Below are 20,594 nucleotides of genomic sequence, written 5' to 3' on the forward strand. Positions count from 1 at the left end.
TCTTAAAGATAAAACGGAAGGGCCAATAGCTGTTCCTGAAATTACTGCAGATAATCAATAATCTTTTTTAAGCAAATTCATGTTTCATTTTTTCTGACCTTTGACCATATTTCGTTAACTGTAAACGCCTGTGCGGTCAAAAGTTCCGAGATCAGCAGAGCCGAGAACCCCGTTTACTGGTAAAAGCAATATTTCCAAGGATGGAATGGCATTTCAGGAACTGCTTTTTCAAGGAAGAAAATACCCACTCCCCAAACGGGGCCGATATAATATAAAAAGCACCCAATCCGGGTGCTTCATACATTAAAAGATCATCGCCCTTCCTTCTTCAATCACACCATACTCAGCTGCGGTTCGAATAATTCATAGTGAATGGATTCCGGCGGTGTATTGAATTCAGAAATCAGCTTTTTCATTTCTTTAATGAACGACGGTGATCCGCACAGGTAAAAATCAGCATCTTTATCTGTCATCACTTCTTCTAACAGCTGTTTGTCAATCCGGCCTTCCCGAAAACGAATGTTTTCTGAACGGTCTTGTTCGGACGGCTCGCTGTAAATAAAGAGGGTGTCAACGGATGAGTGTTCCGCGGCTTCTTCAGCTTCATGCCGCAACGCATGATACTCTCCGCTCCTTGCCGCATGGATAAAGAGAACGTTTCGCTGCGGCTGGGTTTTGGCAACCGTCTTTAACATGCTGATCATCGGAGTAATTCCGACACCGGCACTGATGAGAACGAGATTCTTTTTGGAATCAGGATCTAATACGAAATCCCCGGCCGGAGCGCTGATCTCAATTGAATCCTTTTCGTGTAATTGGTCATGCAGATATGAGGAAACAACCCCTTCTTTTTTCACGGAAATCCGGTAATAATCCTTACCGGACACGTCGGATAAGCTGTATTGGCGGATATGCGTATAGCCCGTGTCCGGAATGTATACTTTTACACTGATATACTGTCCCGCTTTGAATTCGGGGAGAACTTGTCCGTCTTCCGGTTTTAAATAAAACGACGTTATCTCTTTGCTTTCTTTTACCTTTTTATCAATTGTAAACGCCTTATAGTCTTTCCAGCCGCCTTTTTGCGTTTCCGCTTGTTCATACATGTCCTTCTCAATTCCGATAAAAGCGTCTGCAATAACGCCGTATGCTTTTTCCCACGCCTGAATGACCTCAGGAGCAGCTCCGTCTTTTAGCACATCCTTTATCGCGATTAACAAGTACTTTCCAACGATTGGGTAATGCTCGGGCTTAACACCTATACTCCGGTGTTTATGGCTGATTTGTTTGACGACGGGAACGATGTTTTCCAGCCTGTCAATATTGGCTGCGGCCGCAATCACAGCATTCGATAAGGCCGTACGCTGTGTTTTTTTCTTTTGATTCGTCTGATTAAAGATATTCAGCAGCTCAGGGTGATGCTGAAACAGCAGGTCATAAAACCGGCCTGTGATTTCTTCACCATGCTCTTCTAAGACCGGCACTGTGCTTTTAATGATTTCAATCGTTTTTTCATCGAGCATTCTGAAATCCCCCTAAAGATGTATGCATCTCGATTGACCTGAGAAAAGAATCGTTTTTGAATTCTTTTTTATAGATTTCCCCGCTCAAAAAGGGTTAGCCATTCCAATTTGAGGCGGATTCAGGAAAAATCGAAATTGCATATGAAAAATTGTGGACTTGCCATGGTGTACTTGTCCGATGCAAAATCCTCCTTGTCAGCATTTAATAAAGTACGGGAGGTGAGATGAATGGGTAAAAAATCGAAAGTGTATTACTGTGACCCTAAGTATATTGTGACTGACAAGTATACTGACAAAGAAGTGGTTTACGTCCATCCCATCAAACACATTAACAGAGAGCATATCCGTTATGTTCCCCGCCACGTTTATCAGGAAGAAACAATTCACGAAGTCATTGATCCGGGAGATCCGGGGAAATGCGGGTGTAAAAAGAATAAAAAAAGACACAAAAAGTAATTGGTTCGATTTCTTGCCTTATCTCAGGTTAAACACGTAAGTTTCAGCAGACCTCCGTACCTTTTGGCTCCTCTTTTTCAGAGGGGTCTTTTTTCATAAGCAAATACGTTGTGAGGCGGGAATCTGCCTGATATTCTTGTCATATACAAATTCACAGGAGGCTTGATGTATGAGCAAAAAAATCGCAGTTCTGATGACAGATCAATTTGAGGATATTGAATATACAAGCCCGGCGGAAGCATTTAAAGAAGCGGGCCACAGTGTGGTGACAATAGATTTGGAAGCAGGGAAAGAAGTGACGGGCAAGCACGGTGAGAAAGTAAAGATCGATCAAGCGATCTCAGACGCAGACGCCAAGGAATTCGATGCGTTATTGATTCCCGGAGGCTTTTCACCGGATCTTCTGCGCGGAGATGACCGCCCGGGTGAATTCACTAAAGCATTCGTGGAAAATCAGAAACCCGTTTTCGCCATCTGCCACGGCCCGCAGCTGCTGATTGATACCGACCTTCTTAAAGGAAAAGATATCACGGGATTCCGCAGCATCCGCAAAGACTTAATCAATGCCGGCGCACATTATAAAGATGAAGAAGTCGTCGTGAGCCATAACATCGTAACGAGCAGAACACCTGACGATTTGGAAGCCTTTAATCGTGAATCATTGAACCTGCTGAAATAAGAGAAAAAAGCACAGACCCGTTCAGTCTGTGCATTTTTTATGGACTCTTAAAGAAACACCGTTCGTTTAGACCTATTCTCCCGCCCATCCATAATAAGTAAAATAAAGAGAGAATGTTTTAAAACCCGACAGGAGGTTCACTTATGTGGATGATCATTTTGCTGCTTATCATTTTAATCGGTTTTACCGGTAATATCGTCTCGCTTTTGAGAGCGCAAAAACACGCATCTCAAAGAATAATTGAGCTTTTAGAAAAGCAAAGCCGAAAATAATCTGTTAGCGCTGTGTTACCCATAATAGTAATAATAATTCCGGCAGATTTCCTGAAATATGATTTGATGCCCTTTCTCGTTCGGATGAAGACCTTCTGACATGCACATGCTGCGGAAAGCGGGATTATACGGGTCGATGAGATCTGTATCAAACAGGTCGGCATACGGTACAGAGAGGAGTGTGCAGGCTTCTTTTTGGGCTTTCACATAGTCAGCCAGCTTCAGACCCAGTTTATTTTTATCAGTATCACGGCGGACGATTTTTCCTTTTGATATTTTTGCTTGTCTCGTTGGGGTCACCACAATGATGCTCGCGCCTTTATTTCCGCTCCGCAGCTGCTGGATCACTTGGCAGAAGCCTCCGTAAAATGTGGTGATATCCTTTTCATCTGTGCCGATGGGAATGTGGTTGCACCAATCATCATCTGTTCCCTGGACAATGATGACATCATGTCCCTTTGTTTTAAGCGCCTGCTGATAAATGTTATCGCTTCCGTTGTTGCTCATATTAACGCCGCTGACAGACAGATTGGTTATTTCAGCGTTTGTCCGATCTTTCAGAATGTCACCAAAGCCGTATTCCGCACGCAGCCCCCGGGCGACGCTGTCACCTAAGATCGCGATTTTTGAAGCCTTCCGCAGCCTGCTTATACTGATGAAGTCAACGCTGATATGCCCGCTGTCCGTGATATGCAAAAGCTTGCTGCTTATGTTTGGCAAAGAGACTGTCTTTCCTTCAGAGTTATAAAAATCCTCATTCAGCTTCATTCGGCGTCATCCCTTCCTTTTTATCCTCCGGCATCTTTGTTGACATGAAAAACGGACACGAACAAACAGCGCCATGTTGTCAGTTCAGTGTCCGCAGATGATGATACCGGATCTTTTATGCAGTTCTCTTGCCATTATAGCAGATCTCCGTTACTTGTAATAGAGTCTGCAGTCAGCATTTAAAACAGCGTTTGCGGGTACGTTTTTGATGAGACCGTCTGCTGCGGGAACGGTGTGTCCGGCGATGCGTCCGTCTTCTGCTGCGGGAACGGTGTGTCCGGTGATGCGTCCGTCTTCTGCTGCGGGAACGGTGTGTCCGATGATGCGTCCGTCTTCTGCTGCGGGAACGGTGTGTCCGATGATGCGTCCGTCTTCTGCTGCGAGAACGGTGTGTCCGTTTTCTGCTGCGGGAACGGCGCGAACATTTTTTAGAAACCGGTTCTTGGTATAAATACTCCCCTAAACCTTCTCTTTCCGCAACGGCAACTCCATGTTCAATTTCTTTAACAGAAATAGCGTTCAATTCTGTTCACCTCCCTTTTTCTTTACAACATAACGTATGAAATGAACCCCTCACGTGTATAAGCTTCTCTCTCATATGAGCGAGAAATAGTCATTTATACAACAAAAAGACCCGTGGGAACGGGCCTTTTGCAGGCATTTTGCCGGGAACAAACGCAAACATAAGATCGGTTTATTTCTTCCTCTCGCTCTCCGGCTCGGGGTGAATCATTACCTGTGCTTGTTTGAATTCATTCGTAATATCTCTTTCAATGCGGTCACACAGGTCGTGCACGTCTTTAATCGTCACGTGAGAGGCTACGACCAGGTGAAAATCAATATACTCCTGCGGGCCGGAGCGTCTTGTACGAAAATCGTGAATTTCAATAAATTCCTGTTGAAATGTTTCAATAATCTTTAAAATTGTTTTTTCTTCCTCTTCCGACAAACGGGTATCAATCAGCGGCGGGAATGCTTCTTTCATTAACTTAAACGCTTCATATATGATATACACCGCCAGCACCATACCTATAATGGGATCAAGTATGTACCACTCCGTTACGGTAACGACCAAAAGGCTTGCCGCTACGCCTAATGATGTGTACACGTCAGTCAGTAAATGCAGGGCATTTGATTTCATTGCCACGGAATTAACCTTTTCGGCTTCTCTTTTTACGAACTTCGAAACGATCAAATTAATGAGAGCCCCCGCAAGCATCACAACAATTCCCAATAGAGGCAGATGAACCGGCGCGGGGTTGACCAGTTTTTGAACGCATTCATATATCATCCAAATCCCTGCCGCAAAAATCAGAATCGTCTCGATAGTCCCCGACAGATTCTCGACTTTTCCATGACCGTACGGATGCCCTGTATCAGCCGGCTTTTTTGAAATCCTGACGGAGATAAAGGCAATGAAGGCGGCGATCAAATCCAAAAAAGAATGAATGGCTTCAGAAAGTATCGCGACAGATCCGGTTATTATCCCCACCACTATTTTGAGCATGACGACCAGGGAATTGCTTATAACCGATAAAAAAGCGATTTTAGAGGTGTTTTCCACCGTGATCCTCCTCTTTTTAACTTCTTGAATTTATCGTATCAAACGGCATTCGTGTGGGTCTACGGCAACGTTTTTCACAAAAGCCATACATGTAACTCACCATAAACTAAGTTGGAAAGCGACAAAACAGAGGCACCTTTCTTTCAGCACTCAAGTCCCATTGACAAGATATAACCGCTTACATTATAGTAGTTTCATGAATAACCACTACGGAGGATGCTTATGGAGGATGTTCTGAAAGAATTACAGAAATTTGGATTTTCTCAATATGAATGTAAAGCATATATCGGCTTGTTGAAACACTCGCCTGTTACCGGATATGAAATCAGCAAAAGGTCAGGCGTTCCCCGCTCAATGATCTATGAGGTATTGGGGAAATTAGTTGATAAAGGCGCTGTCCATATTGTGCCGTCTGATCCGGTTACATATGCCCCGCTGGCCGGAAAAGAATTAATCGACCGGCTCCGGCACGATTTCGAGAGCTCATTCGGCTACCTTGAGGAAAAGTTATTGGCGCTGGAAAGCGAGCAGGAGATGAATGTTATCCGCCGCATCAGCACGAATGATCATGTCATCAATGAGATGAAGGATATGATTGAAAAAGCCGAGGAAGAGTTGTGGCTGTCTGTCTGGGAACAGCAGATTCCCTTTATTCAAGAAGCCGCTAACAAACGGGCCGCCGAACAATTGCCCGTCTTTTCGATTGTGTTCGGCCCTCCGGAAGTGAAGCTCGGAAATACGACACATCATAATATGTCTCCTGAAGTGGCGGAGAAACGGATGGGCGGGAGATTAACGATAGCTGCCCGCGATAATAAAGAAGTCTTAATCGCCAATTTTTCTCCGCAGACGAATGCCTGGGCCATTAAATCAGAAGATCCCGCTCTCGTTCTCGTGGCCATGGAATATATGAGGCACGATCTGATGTTCGCGGAGCTTGTGAAAGAAGTAGGGGCTGAGAAAGTTGAAGGCCTGATGAAACAAAACCATTCGTTATTTCATGTCGTCACCGGAAATCGGTTCATTTAAATGTGAACCGTATTTTCTTTGATTTTTTCATTAGTCGTTATCATTATAATCTCTATGAAAGGAGTATAAAAAATGATTAACACAGAAGTGCAAAAAACCGCCGTTTCCCGGGAAATGAACGATACGTTTTTACAGGGGGTGCGGGATTGTGTGCCTACGCTGCTGGGCTATATGAGCATCGGTTTTGCTTTCGGCATCGTTGGCGTTGCCTCTCATCTAAGCATTCTTGAAATTTGTTTGTTATCCTTGTGTGTCTATGCCGGCGCCGCCCAATTTATTATTTGCTCACTCCTTGTTTCCGGGAGTCCGATTTCCGCCATTATTTTAACGACGTTTATCGTCAATCTGCGGCACCTTCTGCTGAGCCTGACCATCGCGCCTTATTTCACGAAATACTCTTTGCTGAAAAATATCGGCTTCGGGGCTTTGCTTACTGACGAATCTTTCGGGGTAGCGGTGAACAAAGCGGCTCAGAACGGCAGGTTATACGATAAGTGGATGAACGGCCTCAATATAACCGCTTACATGTGCTGGGTTATTTCCTGCGTGATGGGCGGGCTTCTCGGACAATGGATATCTGATCCTTACGCGCTCGGCCTGGACTTTGCTTTGCCCGCTATGTTTGCGGCGCTGCTTGTGCTGCAATTGCAGTCGTCCGCTTCGGAAAAGCTGAAGCACAGCCTCTCCTTAATTCTCTATATGATCATTTTTATGGTCTTGTTATCGTATTTCGTCCCGTCACACATCGCGGTTATCGCCTCAACCGTGATTGTGGCAACGATCGGGGTGGTGACGGACAAATGAGCATCAGCACACAAATGATCTGGATTATACTCGGCTGCATGATTGTTACGCTCGTGCCGCGCATTGTTCCGTTTATATTTGTCCGGAACATTCAGATGCCTGAGTTGGCTTTAAAATGGCTCTCCTTTATTCCGCTTTGTATTTTGACGGCTCTGGTAACGGAAAGCATGATTGTGAAAACAAACAGCGCTTTGACCTTTGATTGGAAAGCCATGATCGTTCTCATCCCGACATTGCTTTGCGCGATGCGGACAAAAAGCTTATCCATCACGGTCATCACAGGAGTCGTGCTGATGGCCGCCGTCAGGCTGATATGGTGACAAACAAAAGCCTCCAATCCACAGAATGGAGGCTTTCCCTTTATGATGTCGGATTTTCTTCTTCCGTCTCTGATTCCTCGGCTTTGGCTTCGGCGTTTATGCTTTGCTGCTGTTCCCAATGATCCCGCTGCAATCTTTCTTTTGCGATGGTAAACATGAAATTCACGGCGCAGCACCCCTTCCCTGTTTTGCTTATACTATGTACTGTACTCATTTCCCCGTGCAGTATTCACAAAACATAAAAAAGCAGCCTGCCGCATTGAGCGGCCGGACTGCTTTTTATTTTCAGTACGTGATCAGGAAGTATTTTTTCTTTCCGCGGCGCAGTACGGTAAATTGATCTTCAATGCGGTCTTCAGCAGTCAGAAGATGCCCGATGTCCGTCTGGCGCTCGCCGTTAATGTAAACAGCTCCGTTTTGAATGTCTTCGCGTGCCTGCCGTTTTGAAGGCGACAATTTAGATTCCACAAGCACGTCTACTAAAGACAGTTCTTCAGAGCGGTCTTTTTCAAACGAAGGTACATCTTTAAATCCTACCTTGACGTCTTGAGCGGAAAGCTCTTTAATATTGCCGCTGAACAGCGCCTGGGAGATATGAACGGCCTGCTCAAGCGCTTCACGGCCGTGCACAAGAACAGTCACCTCTTCAGCGAGACGTTTCTGCGCTTCTCTTTTCTCAGGAGCCGTCTCCGTTTTTTCAGCATAAGCTTCAATTTCCTCTTTTGATAAGAAAGTGAAGTATTTTAAGTATTTGACGACGTCGCGGTCATCTGTATTGATCCAGAATTGGTAGAATTCGTACGGCGATGTTTTTTCTTTATCAAGCCAAATGGCTCCGCCTTCTGTTTTGCCGAACTTCGTGCCGTCAGCTTTTGTGACGAGCGGAATGGTAAGACCGAAAGCTTTCGCCCCTTCTTCTTCTGATTTTCTGATCAGTTCAAGACCGGCCGTGATGTTGCCCCACTGGTCACTGCCTCCGATTTGGAGTTTGCAGTTCTTTTCTCTGTACAGATTCAGAAAATCGTAGGATTGCAGGATCATGTAGCTGAATTCCGTGTAAGAAATCCCGGTTTCAATTCTTGAGCTTACAGTATCTTTCGCAAGCATGTAGTTAATTCCGAAGTTCTTTCCGACGTCGCGGAGAAATTCAATGATGCTCAGCTTTCCGATCCAATCAAAGTTGTTCGCTATGACAGCGGGGTTTTCTCCGGCCTCGAAATCTAAAAATCGGGAAAGCTGATTTTTAATTTTTTGCGACCATTCGACAACGATATCCTGAGTATTTAACGTACGTTCCGCTTTTTTACCGCTCGGATCGCCGATCAGTCCCGTCGCGCCGCCTACAAGCGCAATCGGATGGTGGCCTGCAAGCTGGAAACGGCGCAGTGTCAATATCGGCAGAAGGTGTCCGATGTGCAGGCTGTCAGCCGTCGGGTCAAACCCTGAGTATAAACGGATTTTTTCTTCGTTCAGCTGTTTATTCAGTCCTTCTTCATCCGTCATTTGCTGGATTAAGCCGCGGAATGATAAATCCTCTAATAAGTTAGTCATTTTGTCTGCTCCTTTGTTTATGAAATAAAAAACGCCCCTTCGTTTTAAACGAAGGGACGATATAATCGCGGTACCACCCTACTAATAAAAGCATAAAAAAGCTTTTATCACTCTTTTTGATAACGGACCGTGTCCGTTCTTTCACTACTGAAAGCCTTGGAATGGCTTTGTTCGCAAAAGCGGTTCATGAGTGTATTCGGCATATCTTATGTGCTGATTTTCACCGGCCATCAGCTCTCTTGAACAATCAGATACCCTACTTGTCTCAATCAAAACCTTTTCGTATGAAGCTTACTCATTTTTAACATAAATAAGATACGATGTCAACGCCGGCTTTAATCTTCCATTGTGGACAGATCTCCTGCCGGCAGGTTCAGCTCCCACGCCTTCAGCACACGTCTCATGATTTTTCCGCTCCGTGTTTTCGGAAGTTTATCTTTGAATTCAATTTCCCGCGGTGCGGCATGCGCGGCAAGCCCCTGTTTTACAAAGAGGCGAATGTCCTCCTTCAGCTGATCGGATGGCTCATGCCCTTCTCTGAGCGCGATAAACGCTTTAATAATTTCTCCCCGGACAGGGTCCGGCTTTCCGATGACGCCGGCTTCGGCAATCGCCGGATGTTCAACAAGTTTGCTTTCGACTTCAAACGGGCCGACGCGCTCGCCGGATGTCATGATGACATCATCGACTCTGCCTTGGAACCAGAAATAACCGTCTTCATCCATATAAGCAGAATCTCCGGAAACATACCAGCCGCCCGGCATGAAATAAGAATCATATTTCTCTTTGTTGTTCCAAATGGAATCCATCATCGACGGCCAGCCCTTTTTAATGGCGAGATTTCCCATTCGGTACGGCGGAAGCTCATTTCCCTGATTGTCAACGATCGCCGCTTCCACTCCCGGAATCGGTTTCCCCATTGAACCCGGCTTGATCTCCATGCAAGGATAATTGCAGATGAGCTGTCCGCCCGTTTCTGTCATCCACCACGTGTCGTGGATGCGCTTGCCGAATACTTTATGTCCCCACTTGATGACCTCGGGGTTCAAAGGTTCTCCGACACTCAGGACGTGACGAAGTGAAGTAAGATCAAATTTGGATGCCATTTCATCTCCTGCGCCCATAAGCATTCTGAAAGCCGTCGGAGCGCTGTACCAGACGCTGACACCGAGCTTCTCAATCGTGCCGTACCAGTTTTCCGGACTGAACCTGCCGCCTACGATCACATTCGCCGCTCCGTTCAGCCACGGCGCAAATATCCCGTACACCGTCCCGGTCACCCAGCCCGGGTCCGCAGTGCACCAGTAAATATCGTCTTCTTTAAGATCAAGCACCCACTTGCCGGTCTGGTATTGCTGAATCATGCCTTCATGAACGTGGAGCACACCTTTGGGCGTTCCGGTAGATCCTGATGTGTAGTGAAGCAGGTAGCCGTCTCTTCTGTCCATCCATTCAATATCAAGTCTCGTGCTTTCTCCCTCAGCCGCTTTATCATAATGGATGATTTTATCTCCCGCTTCTTTGCTGCCGCCGACAATGAAAATATGCTCGAGGTCAGGCAGGCTGTCCGCCGGAATCCGTCCGGCCAGTTCAGGTGTCGTCACGACAACCTTCGCCTGGCTGTTCAAGAGGCGGTCTTTGACGGCGCCTTCCATAAACGCTTCAAATAAAGGACCGGCGATCGCACCGATTTTAATTGCGCCGAGCATGATAAAGTAAAGCTCCGGCGAACGCGGCATGAAAATAAAAACGCGGTCCCCTTTTTCCACGTTTCCATACCGTCTCAGTACATTTCCCGCCCGGTTCGATTCCTCCATCATTTCTTTAAATGTGTATTTTTCATCCCGGTTCGCGTCCTTGTAATACAGCGCTACTTTGTTTTTTCGAAATGATTCGGCATGACGGTCAATCGCTTCGTACGCCGCATTCAGCTTCCCCGTCTGATGCCAGGAAAACGCCGCTTCGACCTCTTTCCAATCGAAGCTTCGGTACGTTTCCTCATAATTTCGCAGATGATAATTCCCCTTTTCCGCCGGCAACGCTTTCAAATTCATGCAACATCCCCCTTTGCTTATCTATAGACTAATTATAGTAGATGTTCACAGTTTTCTCAATTTTTAAAATATAAATTACAACACTATTGAAAACGCTTTATATTTTGTTATGCTTAAAAGAGATGTGTTTTTATTAAGAACCGACAGGCGGTGAATCAGTGAAACATCATAAAACGTACCATTCTTCATCAATTCAGACAGCAGCCGGCCCTCTTTTAGTAGAAGGGCCCGTACCTCCAGAGGACCTAGCACAGTATGAGTTTCATGAAGGCCTGACAGCCTTTCGCCTTCCTCATGAACAGCACAAAGCGTTAATCGAGATCGCCGGGCTTCCTGAAGGTCGGATCATTATCGCCAGGGACGGACAGACGATTATCGGCTATGTGACGTATTTATATCCTGATCCGCTTGAACGGTGGTCTGACGGAAATATGGAAGACCTCCTTGAACTCGGGGCGATCGAGGTCGCTCCCGGCTACAGGGGCTGTTCTGTCGGAAAAACGTTGCTGACAGTCAGCATGATGGATGAACAGATGGAACGGTACATCATCATGACGACGGAATATTACTGGCATTGGGATTTAAAAGGAATGAAAAAAGATGTGTGGGAATACAGAAAGATCATGGAAAAGATGATGAATGCCGGGGGTCTTGTCTGGTTCGCAACGGATGAACCGGAAATCAGCTCTCATCCGGCCAATTGTCTGATGGCCCGCATCGGCAGGCACGTCAGTCAGGAGTCAATTGAACAGTTCGACAGGCTTCGTTTTTATCAGCGATTTATGTATTGACTGACATACAAAGGGGATAAAAAGATGATTGCAGAACAAATCATGAAACGGGACGTTATCACCGTCTCAAAACACGACTCCATTGAAACAGCCGTCCGTAAAATGAAGGTATATCATATCCGCCATCTCCCTGTCATCGACGACGAACTGCACGTCATCGGTATTGTCACAGACAGAGACATTAAACAGGCCGGCCCCGGCAGCTTTGAACAAAAGGAACGCGGCGTGTTTCTGACAAACAAAGTGGAGACCATTATGAAGCGGAATGTCATCTGCGCTCATCCGCTTGACTTTGTGGAAGAAATATCCGCTTCCTTTTATGAGCACGGCATCGGCTGTCTGCCGATTACGGTAAACCATAAGCTGACGGGCATTTTAACGAAAACCGACGTGCTCCGGACTTTCGTCAGCCTGACAGGCGCGGCCCAGCCGGGATCACAGGTGGAAATCCTGGTGACGGATATGACAAAAAGCCTTGCTGATCTCAGCTGCATGTGCCGTGATCTTCAGCTGCAAATCCTGAGTGTGCTCGTCTATCCCCATGATTCCGCCGGGTCGAACATTCTCGTCTTCCGGGTGAAGACGATGAATCCGCTCCCTTTTATCCGTGCCGTTCAAGAAGCCGGATACAATGTCTTATGGCCGAAACATTTGAGGGATCAGCCATGAGAGACAGCGTTTTTGTTTACTCGCCTTCTTATCAGACGTATCAATTTCATCAGGAACATCCGTTCAATCAGCGTCGCGTGCTTTTAACATACGATCTGCTTCAGGCGGCGGATGCGTTTGACGAAGGAGATATCGTCACACCGCGCACGGCCGCTAAAGAAGAGCTGGCTCTCGTTCATACGGAGGATTATATACAGGCGGTGGAACTAGCGGGTGCGGGCCGGCTCCCTGCCGCAGAAGGAGAAAGCTACGGTCTCGGAACGGAAGACACCCCCGTTTTTGCCGGCATGCATGAAGCCGCGTCACTTCTGGTGGGCGGCACCTTAACGGCGGCTGATTATGTCATGACGGGACAAGCTAGGCACGCCTGCAATTTAGGAGGCGGCCTTCACCACGGCTTCCGCGGCAGGGCCTCAGGCTTTTGTATCTATAATGACAGCGCTGTGGCCATCCAATACATCCAGAAGAACTACGGGGCAAAAGTGTTATACATTGATACAGACGCCCATCACGGCGACGGCGTTCAATTTACGTTTTACGACAGGTCTGATGTCTGCACTGTTTCTTTTCACGAGACCGGGCGTTATTTATTTCCCGGGACGGGACAGGTACTGGAAAAAGGAAGCGGGCAAGGCTATGGCTATTCTTTTAACATTCCGCTGGATGCTTTCACAGAGGACGATTCCTTTCTTCACGCTTACAATACGGCCGCCTCAGAAATCGCGGCTTTTTTTAAGCCGGATGTGATTCTTACCCAAAACGGTGCCGACGCCCATTATTACGACCCATTGACACACCTGTCCAATACAATCTCCATTTATCAGGAGATCCCGCGGCTCGCTCATTCATTAGCCCATCAATATTGCAGCGGCAGATGGATCGCGGTCGGCGGCGGCGGATACGATATTTGGAGAGTCGTCCCGAGAGCATGGAGCCGCATTTGGCTTGAGATGAAAGGGATTGATCCCGGGGAGTGCATACCGCAGAAATGGATCGATAAATGGCAAAAGCACTCCCCATGCACGTTGCCCGCTTTTTGGAGTGATCCTGAACAATTATATCCTCCGATTCCCCGCAAAGAAGAAATTTCAGAAAAAAATGCCCAAACCGTGGAAAAAGCACTTTTTGCCATCCGGTCTGAGCAGCGGTATAAAACAAAATAAAAAACGACCTTATGAGGAGGTCGTTTTTTTGATCACAATTTCTACACGGCGGTTTTCTTTCATATGTCCGGGACTTTTGTTGTCCTTCACAGGTTTCGTATCCGCATACCCGGCAGAGATAAACCGTTTGGCGGAAAAGTCTTCATTCGCGGTAAAATACCGGATCACACTCGCCGCTCTTGCAGACGACAGCTCCCAATTTGACGGAAATTGATAGGTGGAAATCCGGCGGCTGTCCGTATGGCCTTCTACCTGTATGTCATTCGGAATTGTTTTTAAAAGCACCGCGATCTGATGCAGAACCGGCTCGGCGTTTTTCAGCACATCCGCTTTTCCTGTCTGAAACAGAACGGCCTCCTGCAGCACAAGAACCACTCCGCGCTCATCGCGCTTCGCCGTCAATTTTGAACTCAAATGATGCGCTTTTATGTATGTCTTCACGTTTTGTAACAGCAAATCCTGTTCTTTATTTTCGTTTGCTTTGTCTGATGACGCCGATTCACCCCCGCTGCCGTTTGTATGAATCGATGAAACGGCAGATTGAAATTTTTCCGCGTCTATTTGCGACATCGAAAAAAGCAATATAAAGAACACGAGAATGAGCGTGATCAAGTCAGCGAACGTCACCATCCATCTCGGTGAACCGCCGGAATGTTCCGGTTTGTTTCTTCTTTCAAAACGCTCTTTTCTAAGCTTCATGGACAGCGCCCTTTTTCTTGTTCGCAGGCTGTCCTTTACGCCAGTCTTCTCTTGAGCTGAAGACAACGAGCTGACTTTCGAGGTTGCGGGGATTTTTGCCCGATTGGATGCCGACAACCCCTTCGATCATGACCTGTTTGATGAAAATTTCACTTTCCGTTTTTTCTTCAAGCTTTGCCGCGATTGGGATAAACACCAAGTTGGCAAGCAGCGCTCCGTACAGCGTCGTCAATAGCGCAACGGCCATGTTCGGTCCGAGGGTATGCGGGTCATTTAAGTTTTTGAGCATGAGAACGAGTCCGACGAGCGTCCCGATCATTCCCCAGGCGGGTGCGAAATCACCGGCTTTTTCAAAAACGCGTCTTCCTTTTCTGTGTCTTTCTTCCATCGCGGCGATCTCAGAATCCATCACCAGCCGGATCGTTTCCTCGTCCCAGCCGTCAATCGCAAGCAAAAGCCCTTTTTTTAAAAACGGATCCTTGATCTCACGCGCCTGGTCATCCAGAGACAGCAGCCCCTGCCTGCGCGCCTGCTCCGAAAGGCTGACAAATACTCTGACAAGCTCTTTCACATTGTCATCCTGACGGGAGAATACCTGTTTCAGAACAGAAGGAGTTTTCTTTAAATCCCTCGGCGGAAAGCTGATAAAGATCGCCGCAGCAAGGCCGCCTGTGACGATTAAAAAAGAAGTCAGATCTAAAAATGAACTGATTCCCGCCAGTCCCGTCCCTGACAGAATACCGATTGCAACAATAATACAGCCTAACATAAAGCCAACGGGCGTCAGATAATCAAAACGTTTCATATCTTCTCCTTACTCAAGTAAAAAAGCAAGATTCCACCCCTCAGAGTGAAGCTTGCTTTTCCGTTTTTTTATGACTTGGTTGATTGTCTTAATTCGATGCGGTGAGGCAATTCGACGATATGCTCTTCAACCGGCTCTTTGTTCATCAGTTTTGTCAAAAGTCTCATCGCCACAGCGCCGATATCGTACGTAGGCTGCACGACTGTTGAAAGCTGAGGGCGGACCATCAGGCTCAATCTCGTATTGTCAAAACCGATAATATCAAGATCATCAGGAATCGAAAGACCTTGATCTTGGGCCGCATGGATAATGCCGAGGGCCATTTCATCCGTCGCAGAAAGAATCGCCGTCGGTTTCCGGTCAAGGCCCATCAAGCTTTGAAGCGCCTCCATACCGGAATCATAGGTGTAATCGCCTTCCGCTACGAATTGCTCGTTAAACGGAATCGCCGCTTCTTCAAGCGCCCGTTTGTACCCTTGCAGCTTTTTCGAACGGTTGATCGGCTCTTGCATCGGTCCGGAGACGAATGCAATATCGCGATGCCCTTTATCAATGAAAAGCTTAACGGCATCATAAATCGCCTGTTCATAATCAATGGCGACAGAAGGCGTCTCGCCCTGTTCTTCCACTGATGCCGCCAAGACGATCGGCACAGGAGAGCGCTTAAATTCTTCGACATGCTCGTCCGTAATGTTGCCGCCCATAAATACGATACCGTCCACTTGTTTGCCAAGCATCGTATTTAACAGATGCAGTTCTTTCTCAAGATTTTGGTCCGAGTTGCTTAATATAATATTATATTTGTACATCGTCGCGATATCTTCAATTCCACGCGCAAGTTCAGAGTAGAAAATGCTTGAGATATCAGGGATGATGACGCCGACCGTTGTCGTTTTTTTGCTTGCAAGCCCTCTTGCCACCGCGTTCGGGCGGTAGCCGAGCCGGTCAATGGCTTCCAATACTTTTTTTCTGGTCGTCGGTTTTACATTCGGGTTGCCGTTCACGACGCGGGAAACAGTCGCCATACTGACATTTGCTTCTCTGGCCACATCGTATATCGTAATGTTGCTCACTGAAACCACTCCTTTTACTGGATACACTTATCCTTATCTATAGCATAAACACTTTATGTAAAGAAATGTCGTACGATTTCGCATTCTGTCGTTTATGATTGTAAGCGTAAGTCAGTAGTGTACATTATTTTTCATTATTCATCAAATTTAAATATCTCTCATGAAATTATACACGTTTTTCCCAGTGATGAAAACGTTCACTTTCATTTTATAATTAAATAAAATGAAGATACGAAAAAAAGCCGCGCGAGGCGGCCTTTAAAGAGCGGAACGTTGTATTATGCTTTTACTTTCAGCATTGGCTTTAATTCGTTCAGCCATTTCTCGAATTCAGGTATATCCATCTGCTGCGCAGAGTCTGAAAGGGCAACGGAAGGATCAGGGTGAACTTCGGCCATCACGCCGTCAGCGCCGATCGCAAGCGCCGCTTTTGCTGTCGGAAGCAGGAGATCGCGGCGGCCTGTTGAGTGTGTGACGTCAACAAACACCGGCAAGTGAGTTTCCTGTTTCAAAATCGGCACGGCAGAAATGTCGAGTGTGTTTCTCGTTGCCGTTTCGTACGTTCTGATTCCGCGCTCACAAAGAATGATTTGGTCGTTTCCTTGTGACATGATGTATTCAGCTGCATTGATGAACTCTGAAATTGTTGCGGCAAGACCGCGTTTTAACAATACCGGCTTTTTAACGGAACCGGCGGCTTTCAGCAATTCAAAGTTTTGCATGTTCCGCGCGCCGATCTGAATGACATCAATGTAATCAATCGCTTGCTCAATGTGTGCGGGCGTTACGATTTCACTGATCACCGCGAGGTCATATTCATCAGCGACGCGTTTAAGAATTTGCAGGCCTTCTACGCCGAGACCTTGGAAATCATACGGACTTGTGCGGGGTTTAAACGCGCCCCCGCGCAGGATTTTAATGCCTTGTTTTTTCGCTGCGGCCGCTACTTCGGCAACCTGCTCATAGCTTTCTACGGCACAAGGTCCGACGATGAATCTCTGATCGCCGTCACCGATTTTTTCACCTTTTATGTCAACGATCGTATCTTCTGCTTTTTTCTTCCGGGAGACGAGCAACGCTTTGCTGTGGTCCTCTTCTTGAAGTTCAAGTCCGGCTTTGAAAATTTCTTTGAAAATATGCTGGATCGTTGAGTTTTCAAATGGGCCGTCATTGCTTTCAATTATGCGGTTAAGCATTGTACGCTCTCTGACAGGGTCAAATCGGTTGACACCTTGTGCTTCCTTTGCTTTACCGATTTCTTTTACAACGGCTCCGCGTTCATTGATTAATTTAAGGATTTCTAAGTTTAGTGCGTCTGCCTGCTGTCTTAGGCTCTCTAATTCCTTGTTGCTCATCTTTTTCATCCCTTCTATGCTATGTTTTATTTTAATGGTTAACATGCATCTTACTACAGTTATGCGAAAATAGGAATATGAAATAATAAATTTTTTCACATTCGGCTTTATCACAAAAACGCTTTTAAGCTTTTATGCGTTGAAGCAGTATATATTGATATCCTACATGATCCGGCTGAAATGATCAATAGTTTTTTTCAAAAAAAAAACCGCCGGTATCAACCGGCGGCCAGCAATTATGAAAGGTGCTGCTCTATTGCGTTTTTTGTGATTTGTGAATGAGACGCGTGCCATTTCACTTCGCCGTTTGCAATGACGAATACTTGCGGGCTTTCATGTTTCACGCCGTATGTCTCGGCGATATAGTTTGAAAGCGGCCGGCTGTCCTGCACCTGCAGGTAATAAGAAGGCACTTCCGAATGCGCCGATGCAAAGGCGTCAAACTCCTGAAACGCGGCTTGGCTGATCGGGCAGGTTGTGCTGTGTTTCAAAAACACGAGCGTGTTTTCTTTCTCAGCGGCATTTTTGAACTCTTCTTCAGACGATATCAGCTGTTTTGTCATGTCGGTTATCTCTCCTTATTGAAGATCAGCGATTTGCCTGACCGGCTTTTTCCCCGGCGTCTTCCGCTTCGGCCTTGATGCTTTGGGCCGTGTCCTGCATTTCGCTTCTCGTCTCTTCGGCTTTCTCGGTTAGTGTGCTCTTAGAACGGTCTTTTAAATCCTTCACTTTATTCATAATCTGGCCTGACTGATCAGCTACCAGCTGGGTGATATTAGATGTTTTGTCCTTGGCAATGCTGACATATTGAGAGCCTTTTTCTTTCGCGTCGGCCGTCATTCTGTCCGTCTTATCCTTTAACGCAGAAGCCTGACTGCCGAGATCGTCGCGCAGCTCCTTACCTGATTTAGGCGCCAGAAACAACGCCGTTGTCGCGCCGATAATTCCCCCGATCAGCGTTCCGATTAAAAAATCCTTACTATTGATTCCATCTTTGCTCATTATGATTCCTCCTTAGTGGATTTTTCTTATGATTAAAGCGATGTTTTTTTCTTTTGCTTCCACTTGTCCCATATTTCCATAGCGGCCTGGCTCCAGGTGACAACCTGACTGATCTTATCCTGATTCTCTCTTACAGAGGCCGTAACGGAACCTGCTGCCTGCTTTATGGATGTATTAAACTGCTGGATGGAAGTTCCCACTTCCTGGACAGCATGGACAACCGTATTTAATTTCTCTGATTTTTCCTGAATGTCTTCCGCGAGACGGTTTGTCTTATGTAACAGCTCGGTTGTCTCTGCGGTAATGCCTTTCATCTGCCCTTCAAGGCCGTCTAAAGTCGAGGCAACGTTTGTTAAGGTCATCTGCACGGACTTTAATGTTTTGGACAGATAGATGACGAGGATGAGAAATGCAACGGCAATGAGTGCGACGCTTAAGTAAAGAATGATGATCATCTAATACCTCCTTATTGCAGGATATAGTGGTATATACCCAATTCTTAAAATGATAAACATATATGAAAGATCTGTATGTATACTATTTCTCCGTTTATCGGTAAATCCCTTTGCAGCACGCACAAAAAAGCAGTGAAAGCCCCACTGCTTTTTCGTTACGCTATGACGTTTTCATAGGCTCTCATATATTTTTGAATGTCTCCGGCGCCCATGAAGATCAGCACTGCGCCTTCATGCGCTTTTAACACGGATGTGTCATTTTCTTCAATGAGTTCTGCGTTATCGATTTTTTCCTGAAGATCCGTGATCGTGAGCTTGCCGACGTTCTCGCGGGCAGAGCCGAAAATGTCGCACAGATACACGCGGTCGGCCGCGCTTAAGCTTTCTGCGAATTCATCCAAGAATGATTGCGTCCGTGTAAACGTATGCGGCTGAAATACCGCGATGATTTCACGTTCGGGATATTTTTGGCGCGCCGCCTCAATCGTGACTTTGATTTCAGTCGGATGGTGGGCGTAGTCGTCGATCAGCACCTGGCTGCCGATCACTTTTTCATTGAATCTGCGTTTGACGCCGCCGAATGATTCAAGTCCGAGCTTAATCATGTTCACGTCTATCTCTTCATAGTGGCAGAGCGCAATGACCGCTAAGGAATTGAGGACATTGTGATGCCCGTATGCCGGGATGTAGAACGTATCGTAAAACGTATTGCGGACAAAGACGTCAAATGTCGTGCCTTCCGTATTTTTTACGATGTTTCTCGCTTGAAAATCGTTTTCTTCTCCCGTGCCGTAATACACGACAGGCACATTGGCGTGAATTTTCGGCAGGTACTCATCATCACCGCAGGCAATGATGCCTTTGTTGACTTGAAGCGCCATGTTTTGGAAAGCATCAAACACATCGTCAATGTTGGCGAAATAATCAGGGTGGTCAAAATCAATATTCGTCATAATCGCATAATCAGGCTGATAGCTTAGAAAATGACGGCGGTACTCGCAGGCTTCAAATACAAAGTATTCGCTGCTTTCATTTCCTCTGCCCGTTCCGTCCCCGATAAGAAACGAAGTCGGCTTCGCCTGCTGCATCACGTGTGCCAAGAGGCCCGTTGTGGACGTCTTGCCGTGTGCACCCGTTACCGCGACACTTGTGTATTTTTTCATATATTCAGCTAAAAATTTATGATATCTGATGACAGGAATCCCTTCAGCGAGCGCCTTTGCGATTTCCGGATGAGAATCAGGGAATGCGTTTCCGGCGATTATCGTTAAGCCGGGTTTGATGTTATCGGCGCTGAACGGATAGATCGGGATATTTCTTTTTTCAAGGGCAGCCTGAGTGAAAATCTGCTTCTCGATATCTGATCCCTGCACCTGATACCCCGTATCATGCAGGATTTGAGCAAGCGGGCTCATACCTGTCCCTTTTATTCCAACAAAATGATAAACAGTCATAATCGTACCTCCAACAAACGTCTATCTGTTCCCCAGTATATGACGCTCATTTCATTTTGCGACCGCCGCGGGCAAAAAGCCCGCACAGCGGCGCTTCCATTTATTTTT

The 20,594-nt window shown here is 46.4% G+C and carries 25 protein-coding genes, 1 pseudogene and 1 other annotated feature; of the genes and pseudogenes, 10 read left to right on the plus strand and 16 right to left on the minus strand.

Annotated features, from left to right (window positions below):
- Window positions 1-332 precede the first annotated feature (332 nt).
- On the minus strand, window positions 333-1,523 hold the full coding sequence (gene hmpA, locus SB724_RS09250) for an NO-inducible flavohemoprotein (RefSeq protein WP_032873653.1): 1,191 nt from the start codon (window positions 1,521-1,523) through the stop codon (window positions 333-335).
- A 151-nt stretch (window positions 1,524-1,674) separates the two neighbouring features.
- Between hmpA and SB724_RS09255 the strand changes: the two genes are divergently transcribed.
- The 4 genes from SB724_RS09255 (at window position 1,675) to SB724_RS09270 (ending at window position 2,930) form a co-directional block, all read left to right on the plus strand.
- Window positions 1,675-1,746 carry an SWIM zinc finger family protein gene (locus SB724_RS09255; RefSeq protein WP_141137932.1) on the plus strand — a complete coding sequence of 24 codons (72 nt, stop codon included), beginning with the start codon at window positions 1,675-1,677 and terminating at the stop codon, window positions 1,744-1,746.
- A 5-nt stretch (window positions 1,747-1,751) separates the two neighbouring features.
- Entirely contained in the window at window positions 1,752-1,979 is a 228-nt protein-coding gene (locus SB724_RS09260) for a hypothetical protein (RefSeq protein ID WP_007613133.1), read from the plus strand.
- Window positions 1,980-2,148: 169 nt separating this feature from the next.
- A complete protein-coding gene (locus tag SB724_RS09265) occupies window positions 2,149-2,658 on the plus strand; it encodes a type 1 glutamine amidotransferase domain-containing protein (protein ID WP_007408760.1) in 510 nt (169 codons plus the stop codon).
- Window positions 2,659-2,801: 143 nt separating this feature from the next.
- Window positions 2,802-2,930 carry a hypothetical protein gene (locus tag SB724_RS09270; protein WP_007408761.1) on the plus strand — a complete coding sequence of 43 codons (129 nt, stop codon included), beginning with the start codon at window positions 2,802-2,804 and terminating at the stop codon, window positions 2,928-2,930.
- A 15-nt stretch (window positions 2,931-2,945) separates the two neighbouring features.
- Here SB724_RS09270 and SB724_RS09275 read toward each other — a convergent pair whose 3' ends face one another.
- The 4 genes and pseudogenes from SB724_RS09275 to SB724_RS09290 form a co-directional block, all read right to left on the minus strand.
- Window positions 2,946-3,698, minus strand: coding sequence for an SGNH/GDSL hydrolase family protein (locus tag SB724_RS09275; protein ID WP_044801552.1), 753 nt, complete (start codon window positions 3,696-3,698; stop codon window positions 2,946-2,948).
- Window positions 3,699-3,877: 179 nt separating this feature from the next.
- Window positions 3,878-4,123 (minus strand): hypothetical protein, encoded by a 246-nt coding sequence (locus tag SB724_RS09280; protein ID WP_410570862.1) that lies wholly within the window; start codon window positions 4,121-4,123, stop codon window positions 3,878-3,880.
- A gap of 47 nt (window positions 4,124-4,170) precedes the next feature.
- Window positions 4,171-4,221: pseudogene (locus SB724_RS09285) on the minus strand (hypothetical protein); the annotation flags it as partial.
- Window positions 4,222-4,392: 171 nt separating this feature from the next.
- Window positions 4,393-5,262, minus strand: a complete 870-nt coding sequence (locus tag SB724_RS09290) for a cation diffusion facilitator family transporter (RefSeq protein WP_410570864.1) — start codon at window positions 5,260-5,262, stop codon at window positions 4,393-4,395.
- A gap of 222 nt (window positions 5,263-5,484) precedes the next feature.
- Here SB724_RS09290 and SB724_RS09295 point away from each other — a divergent pair, with 222 nt between their 5' ends.
- The 3 genes from SB724_RS09295 (at window position 5,485) to SB724_RS09305 (ending at window position 7,415) form a co-directional block, all read left to right on the plus strand.
- Window positions 5,485-6,291 (plus strand): TrmB family transcriptional regulator, encoded by an 807-nt coding sequence (locus SB724_RS09295; RefSeq protein ID WP_044801551.1) that lies wholly within the window; start codon window positions 5,485-5,487, stop codon window positions 6,289-6,291.
- 72 nt (window positions 6,292-6,363) lie between these two features.
- Window positions 6,364-7,095, plus strand: coding sequence for an AzlC family ABC transporter permease (locus SB724_RS09300; RefSeq protein ID WP_007613144.1), 732 nt, complete (start codon window positions 6,364-6,366; stop codon window positions 7,093-7,095).
- Window positions 7,092-7,415, plus strand: a complete 324-nt coding sequence (locus SB724_RS09305; RefSeq protein ID WP_007408767.1) for an AzlD domain-containing protein — start codon at window positions 7,092-7,094, stop codon at window positions 7,413-7,415. The genes SB724_RS09300 and SB724_RS09305 overlap by 4 nt, the downstream gene beginning before the upstream one ends.
- Window positions 7,416-7,455: 40 nt before the next feature.
- Here SB724_RS09305 and sr7p read toward each other — a convergent pair whose 3' ends face one another.
- The 3 genes from sr7p to acsA form a co-directional block, all read right to left on the minus strand.
- On the minus strand, window positions 7,456-7,581 hold the full coding sequence (sr7p, locus tag SB724_RS09310; RefSeq protein WP_007408768.1) for a small protein SR7P: 126 nt from the start codon (window positions 7,579-7,581) through the stop codon (window positions 7,456-7,458).
- A gap of 119 nt (window positions 7,582-7,700) precedes the next feature.
- Window positions 7,701-8,966, minus strand: a complete 1,266-nt coding sequence (gene tyrS / locus SB724_RS09315) for a tyrosine--tRNA ligase (RefSeq protein WP_007613147.1) — start codon at window positions 8,964-8,966, stop codon at window positions 7,701-7,703.
- Between the two features lie 49 nt (window positions 8,967-9,015).
- Window positions 9,016-9,248 (minus strand) — a binding site (T-box leader).
- 53 nt (window positions 9,249-9,301) lie between these two features.
- Window positions 9,302-11,020, minus strand: coding sequence for an acetate--CoA ligase (acsA, locus tag SB724_RS09320; RefSeq protein ID WP_410570868.1), 1,719 nt, complete (start codon window positions 11,018-11,020; stop codon window positions 9,302-9,304).
- A gap of 158 nt (window positions 11,021-11,178) precedes the next feature.
- Here acsA and SB724_RS09325 point away from each other — a divergent pair, with 158 nt between their 5' ends.
- From SB724_RS09325 to SB724_RS09335, 3 genes are read left to right on the plus strand one after another with little or no spacing between them, the layout of a single operon-like run.
- Window positions 11,179-11,811, plus strand: a complete 633-nt coding sequence (locus tag SB724_RS09325; protein ID WP_015240397.1) for a GNAT family N-acetyltransferase — start codon at window positions 11,179-11,181, stop codon at window positions 11,809-11,811.
- Window positions 11,812-11,835: 24 nt separating this feature from the next.
- The gene (locus SB724_RS09330) at window positions 11,836-12,480 is read left to right on the plus strand and encodes an acetoin utilization AcuB family protein (protein WP_082998841.1); all 645 of its coding nucleotides are present in this window, start codon (window positions 11,836-11,838) and stop codon (window positions 12,478-12,480) included.
- Entirely contained in the window at window positions 12,477-13,643 is a 1,167-nt protein-coding gene (locus SB724_RS09335) for an acetoin utilization protein AcuC (RefSeq protein WP_038459523.1), read from the plus strand. The genes SB724_RS09330 and SB724_RS09335 overlap by 4 nt, the downstream gene beginning before the upstream one ends.
- Window positions 13,644-13,652: 9 nt before the next feature.
- Here SB724_RS09335 and motS read toward each other — a convergent pair whose 3' ends face one another.
- The 8 genes from motS to murC form a co-directional block, all read right to left on the minus strand.
- On the minus strand, window positions 13,653-14,342 hold the full coding sequence (gene motS / locus SB724_RS09340; protein WP_044801548.1) for a flagellar motor protein MotS: 690 nt from the start codon (window positions 14,340-14,342) through the stop codon (window positions 13,653-13,655).
- Entirely contained in the window at window positions 14,332-15,147 is an 816-nt protein-coding gene (motP, locus tag SB724_RS09345; RefSeq protein WP_007408775.1) for a flagellar motor protein MotP, read from the minus strand. The genes motS and motP overlap by 11 nt, the downstream gene beginning before the upstream one ends.
- A 68-nt stretch (window positions 15,148-15,215) precedes the next feature.
- Window positions 15,216-16,220 (minus strand): catabolite control protein A, encoded by a 1,005-nt coding sequence (gene ccpA, locus SB724_RS09350; protein ID WP_003152385.1) that lies wholly within the window; start codon window positions 16,218-16,220, stop codon window positions 15,216-15,218.
- Window positions 16,221-16,498: 278 nt separating this feature from the next.
- Entirely contained in the window at window positions 16,499-17,575 is a 1,077-nt protein-coding gene (locus SB724_RS09355; RefSeq protein WP_003152383.1) for a bifunctional 3-deoxy-7-phosphoheptulonate synthase/chorismate mutase, read from the minus strand.
- Between the two features lie 236 nt (window positions 17,576-17,811).
- Complete coding sequence (gene ytxJ, locus SB724_RS09360) at window positions 17,812-18,138, minus strand: bacillithiol system redox-active protein YtxJ (protein WP_007408776.1); 327 nt, start codon at window positions 18,136-18,138, stop codon at window positions 17,812-17,814.
- A 25-nt stretch (window positions 18,139-18,163) separates the two neighbouring features.
- Window positions 18,164-18,577, minus strand: a complete 414-nt coding sequence (locus SB724_RS09365; RefSeq protein WP_003152380.1) for a YtxH domain-containing protein — start codon at window positions 18,575-18,577, stop codon at window positions 18,164-18,166.
- Between the two features lie 32 nt (window positions 18,578-18,609).
- Window positions 18,610-19,032 (minus strand): DUF948 domain-containing protein, encoded by a 423-nt coding sequence (locus SB724_RS09370; protein WP_265971074.1) that lies wholly within the window; start codon window positions 19,030-19,032, stop codon window positions 18,610-18,612.
- Window positions 19,033-19,187: 155 nt separating this feature from the next.
- The gene (gene murC, locus SB724_RS09375) at window positions 19,188-20,486 is read right to left on the minus strand and encodes a UDP-N-acetylmuramate--L-alanine ligase (protein WP_410570872.1); all 1,299 of its coding nucleotides are present in this window, start codon (window positions 20,484-20,486) and stop codon (window positions 19,188-19,190) included.
- Between the last annotated feature and the right edge of the window lie 108 nt (window positions 20,487-20,594).

The sequence above is a fragment of the Bacillus sp. SIMBA_031 genome, from assembly GCF_046535225.1.
GTDB lineage: Bacteria > Bacillota > Bacilli > Bacillales > Bacillaceae > Bacillus > Bacillus velezensis.

Coding starts and splice junctions, on each gene's coding strand:
- SB724_RS09300 (WP_007613144.1), top strand. CDS start 6,364: ATGATTAACACAGAAGTGCAAAAAACCGCCGTTTCCCGGGAAATGAAC.
- motS (WP_044801548.1), bottom strand. CDS start 14,342: ATGAAGCTTAGAAAAGAGCGTTTTGAAAGAAGAAACAAACCGGAACAT.
- SB724_RS09335 (WP_038459523.1), top strand. CDS start 12,477: ATGAGAGACAGCGTTTTTGTTTACTCGCCTTCTTATCAGACGTATCAA.
- SB724_RS09295 (WP_044801551.1), top strand. CDS start 5,485: ATGGAGGATGTTCTGAAAGAATTACAGAAATTTGGATTTTCTCAATAT.
- SB724_RS09275 (WP_044801552.1), bottom strand. CDS start 3,698: ATGAAGCTGAATGAGGATTTTTATAACTCTGAAGGAAAGACAGTCTCT.
- SB724_RS09365 (WP_003152380.1), bottom strand. CDS start 18,577: ATGAGCAAAGATGGAATCAATAGTAAGGATTTTTTAATCGGAACGCTG.
- motP (WP_007408775.1), bottom strand. CDS start 15,147: ATGAAACGTTTTGATTATCTGACGCCCGTTGGCTTTATGTTAGGCTGT.
- acsA (WP_410570868.1), bottom strand. CDS start 11,020: ATGAATTTGAAAGCGTTGCCGGCGGAAAAGGGGAATTATCATCTGCGA.
- ytxJ (WP_007408776.1), bottom strand. CDS start 18,138: ATGACAAAACAGCTGATATCGTCTGAAGAAGAGTTCAAAAATGCCGCT.
- SB724_RS09330 (WP_082998841.1), top strand. CDS start 11,836: ATGATTGCAGAACAAATCATGAAACGGGACGTTATCACCGTCTCAAAA.
- SB724_RS09260 (WP_007613133.1), top strand. CDS start 1,752: ATGGGTAAAAAATCGAAAGTGTATTACTGTGACCCTAAGTATATTGTG.
- murC (WP_410570872.1), bottom strand. CDS start 20,486: ATGACTGTTTATCATTTTGTTGGAATAAAAGGGACAGGTATGAGCCCG.
- SB724_RS09305 (WP_007408767.1), top strand. CDS start 7,092: ATGAGCATCAGCACACAAATGATCTGGATTATACTCGGCTGCATGATT.
- tyrS (WP_007613147.1), bottom strand. CDS start 8,966: ATGACTAACTTATTAGAGGATTTATCATTCCGCGGCTTAATCCAGCAA.
- SB724_RS09370 (WP_265971074.1), bottom strand. CDS start 19,032: ATGATCATCATTCTTTACTTAAGCGTCGCACTCATTGCCGTTGCATTT.
- SB724_RS09355 (WP_003152383.1), bottom strand. CDS start 17,575: ATGAGCAACAAGGAATTAGAGAGCCTAAGACAGCAGGCAGACGCACTA.
- SB724_RS09270 (WP_007408761.1), top strand. CDS start 2,802: ATGTGGATGATCATTTTGCTGCTTATCATTTTAATCGGTTTTACCGGT.
- hmpA (WP_032873653.1), bottom strand. CDS start 1,523: ATGCTCGATGAAAAAACGATTGAAATCATTAAAAGCACAGTGCCGGTC.
- SB724_RS09280 (WP_410570862.1), bottom strand. CDS start 4,123: ATGTTCGCGCCGTTCCCGCAGCAGAAAACGGACACACCGTTCTCGCAG.
- SB724_RS09265 (WP_007408760.1), top strand. CDS start 2,149: ATGAGCAAAAAAATCGCAGTTCTGATGACAGATCAATTTGAGGATATT.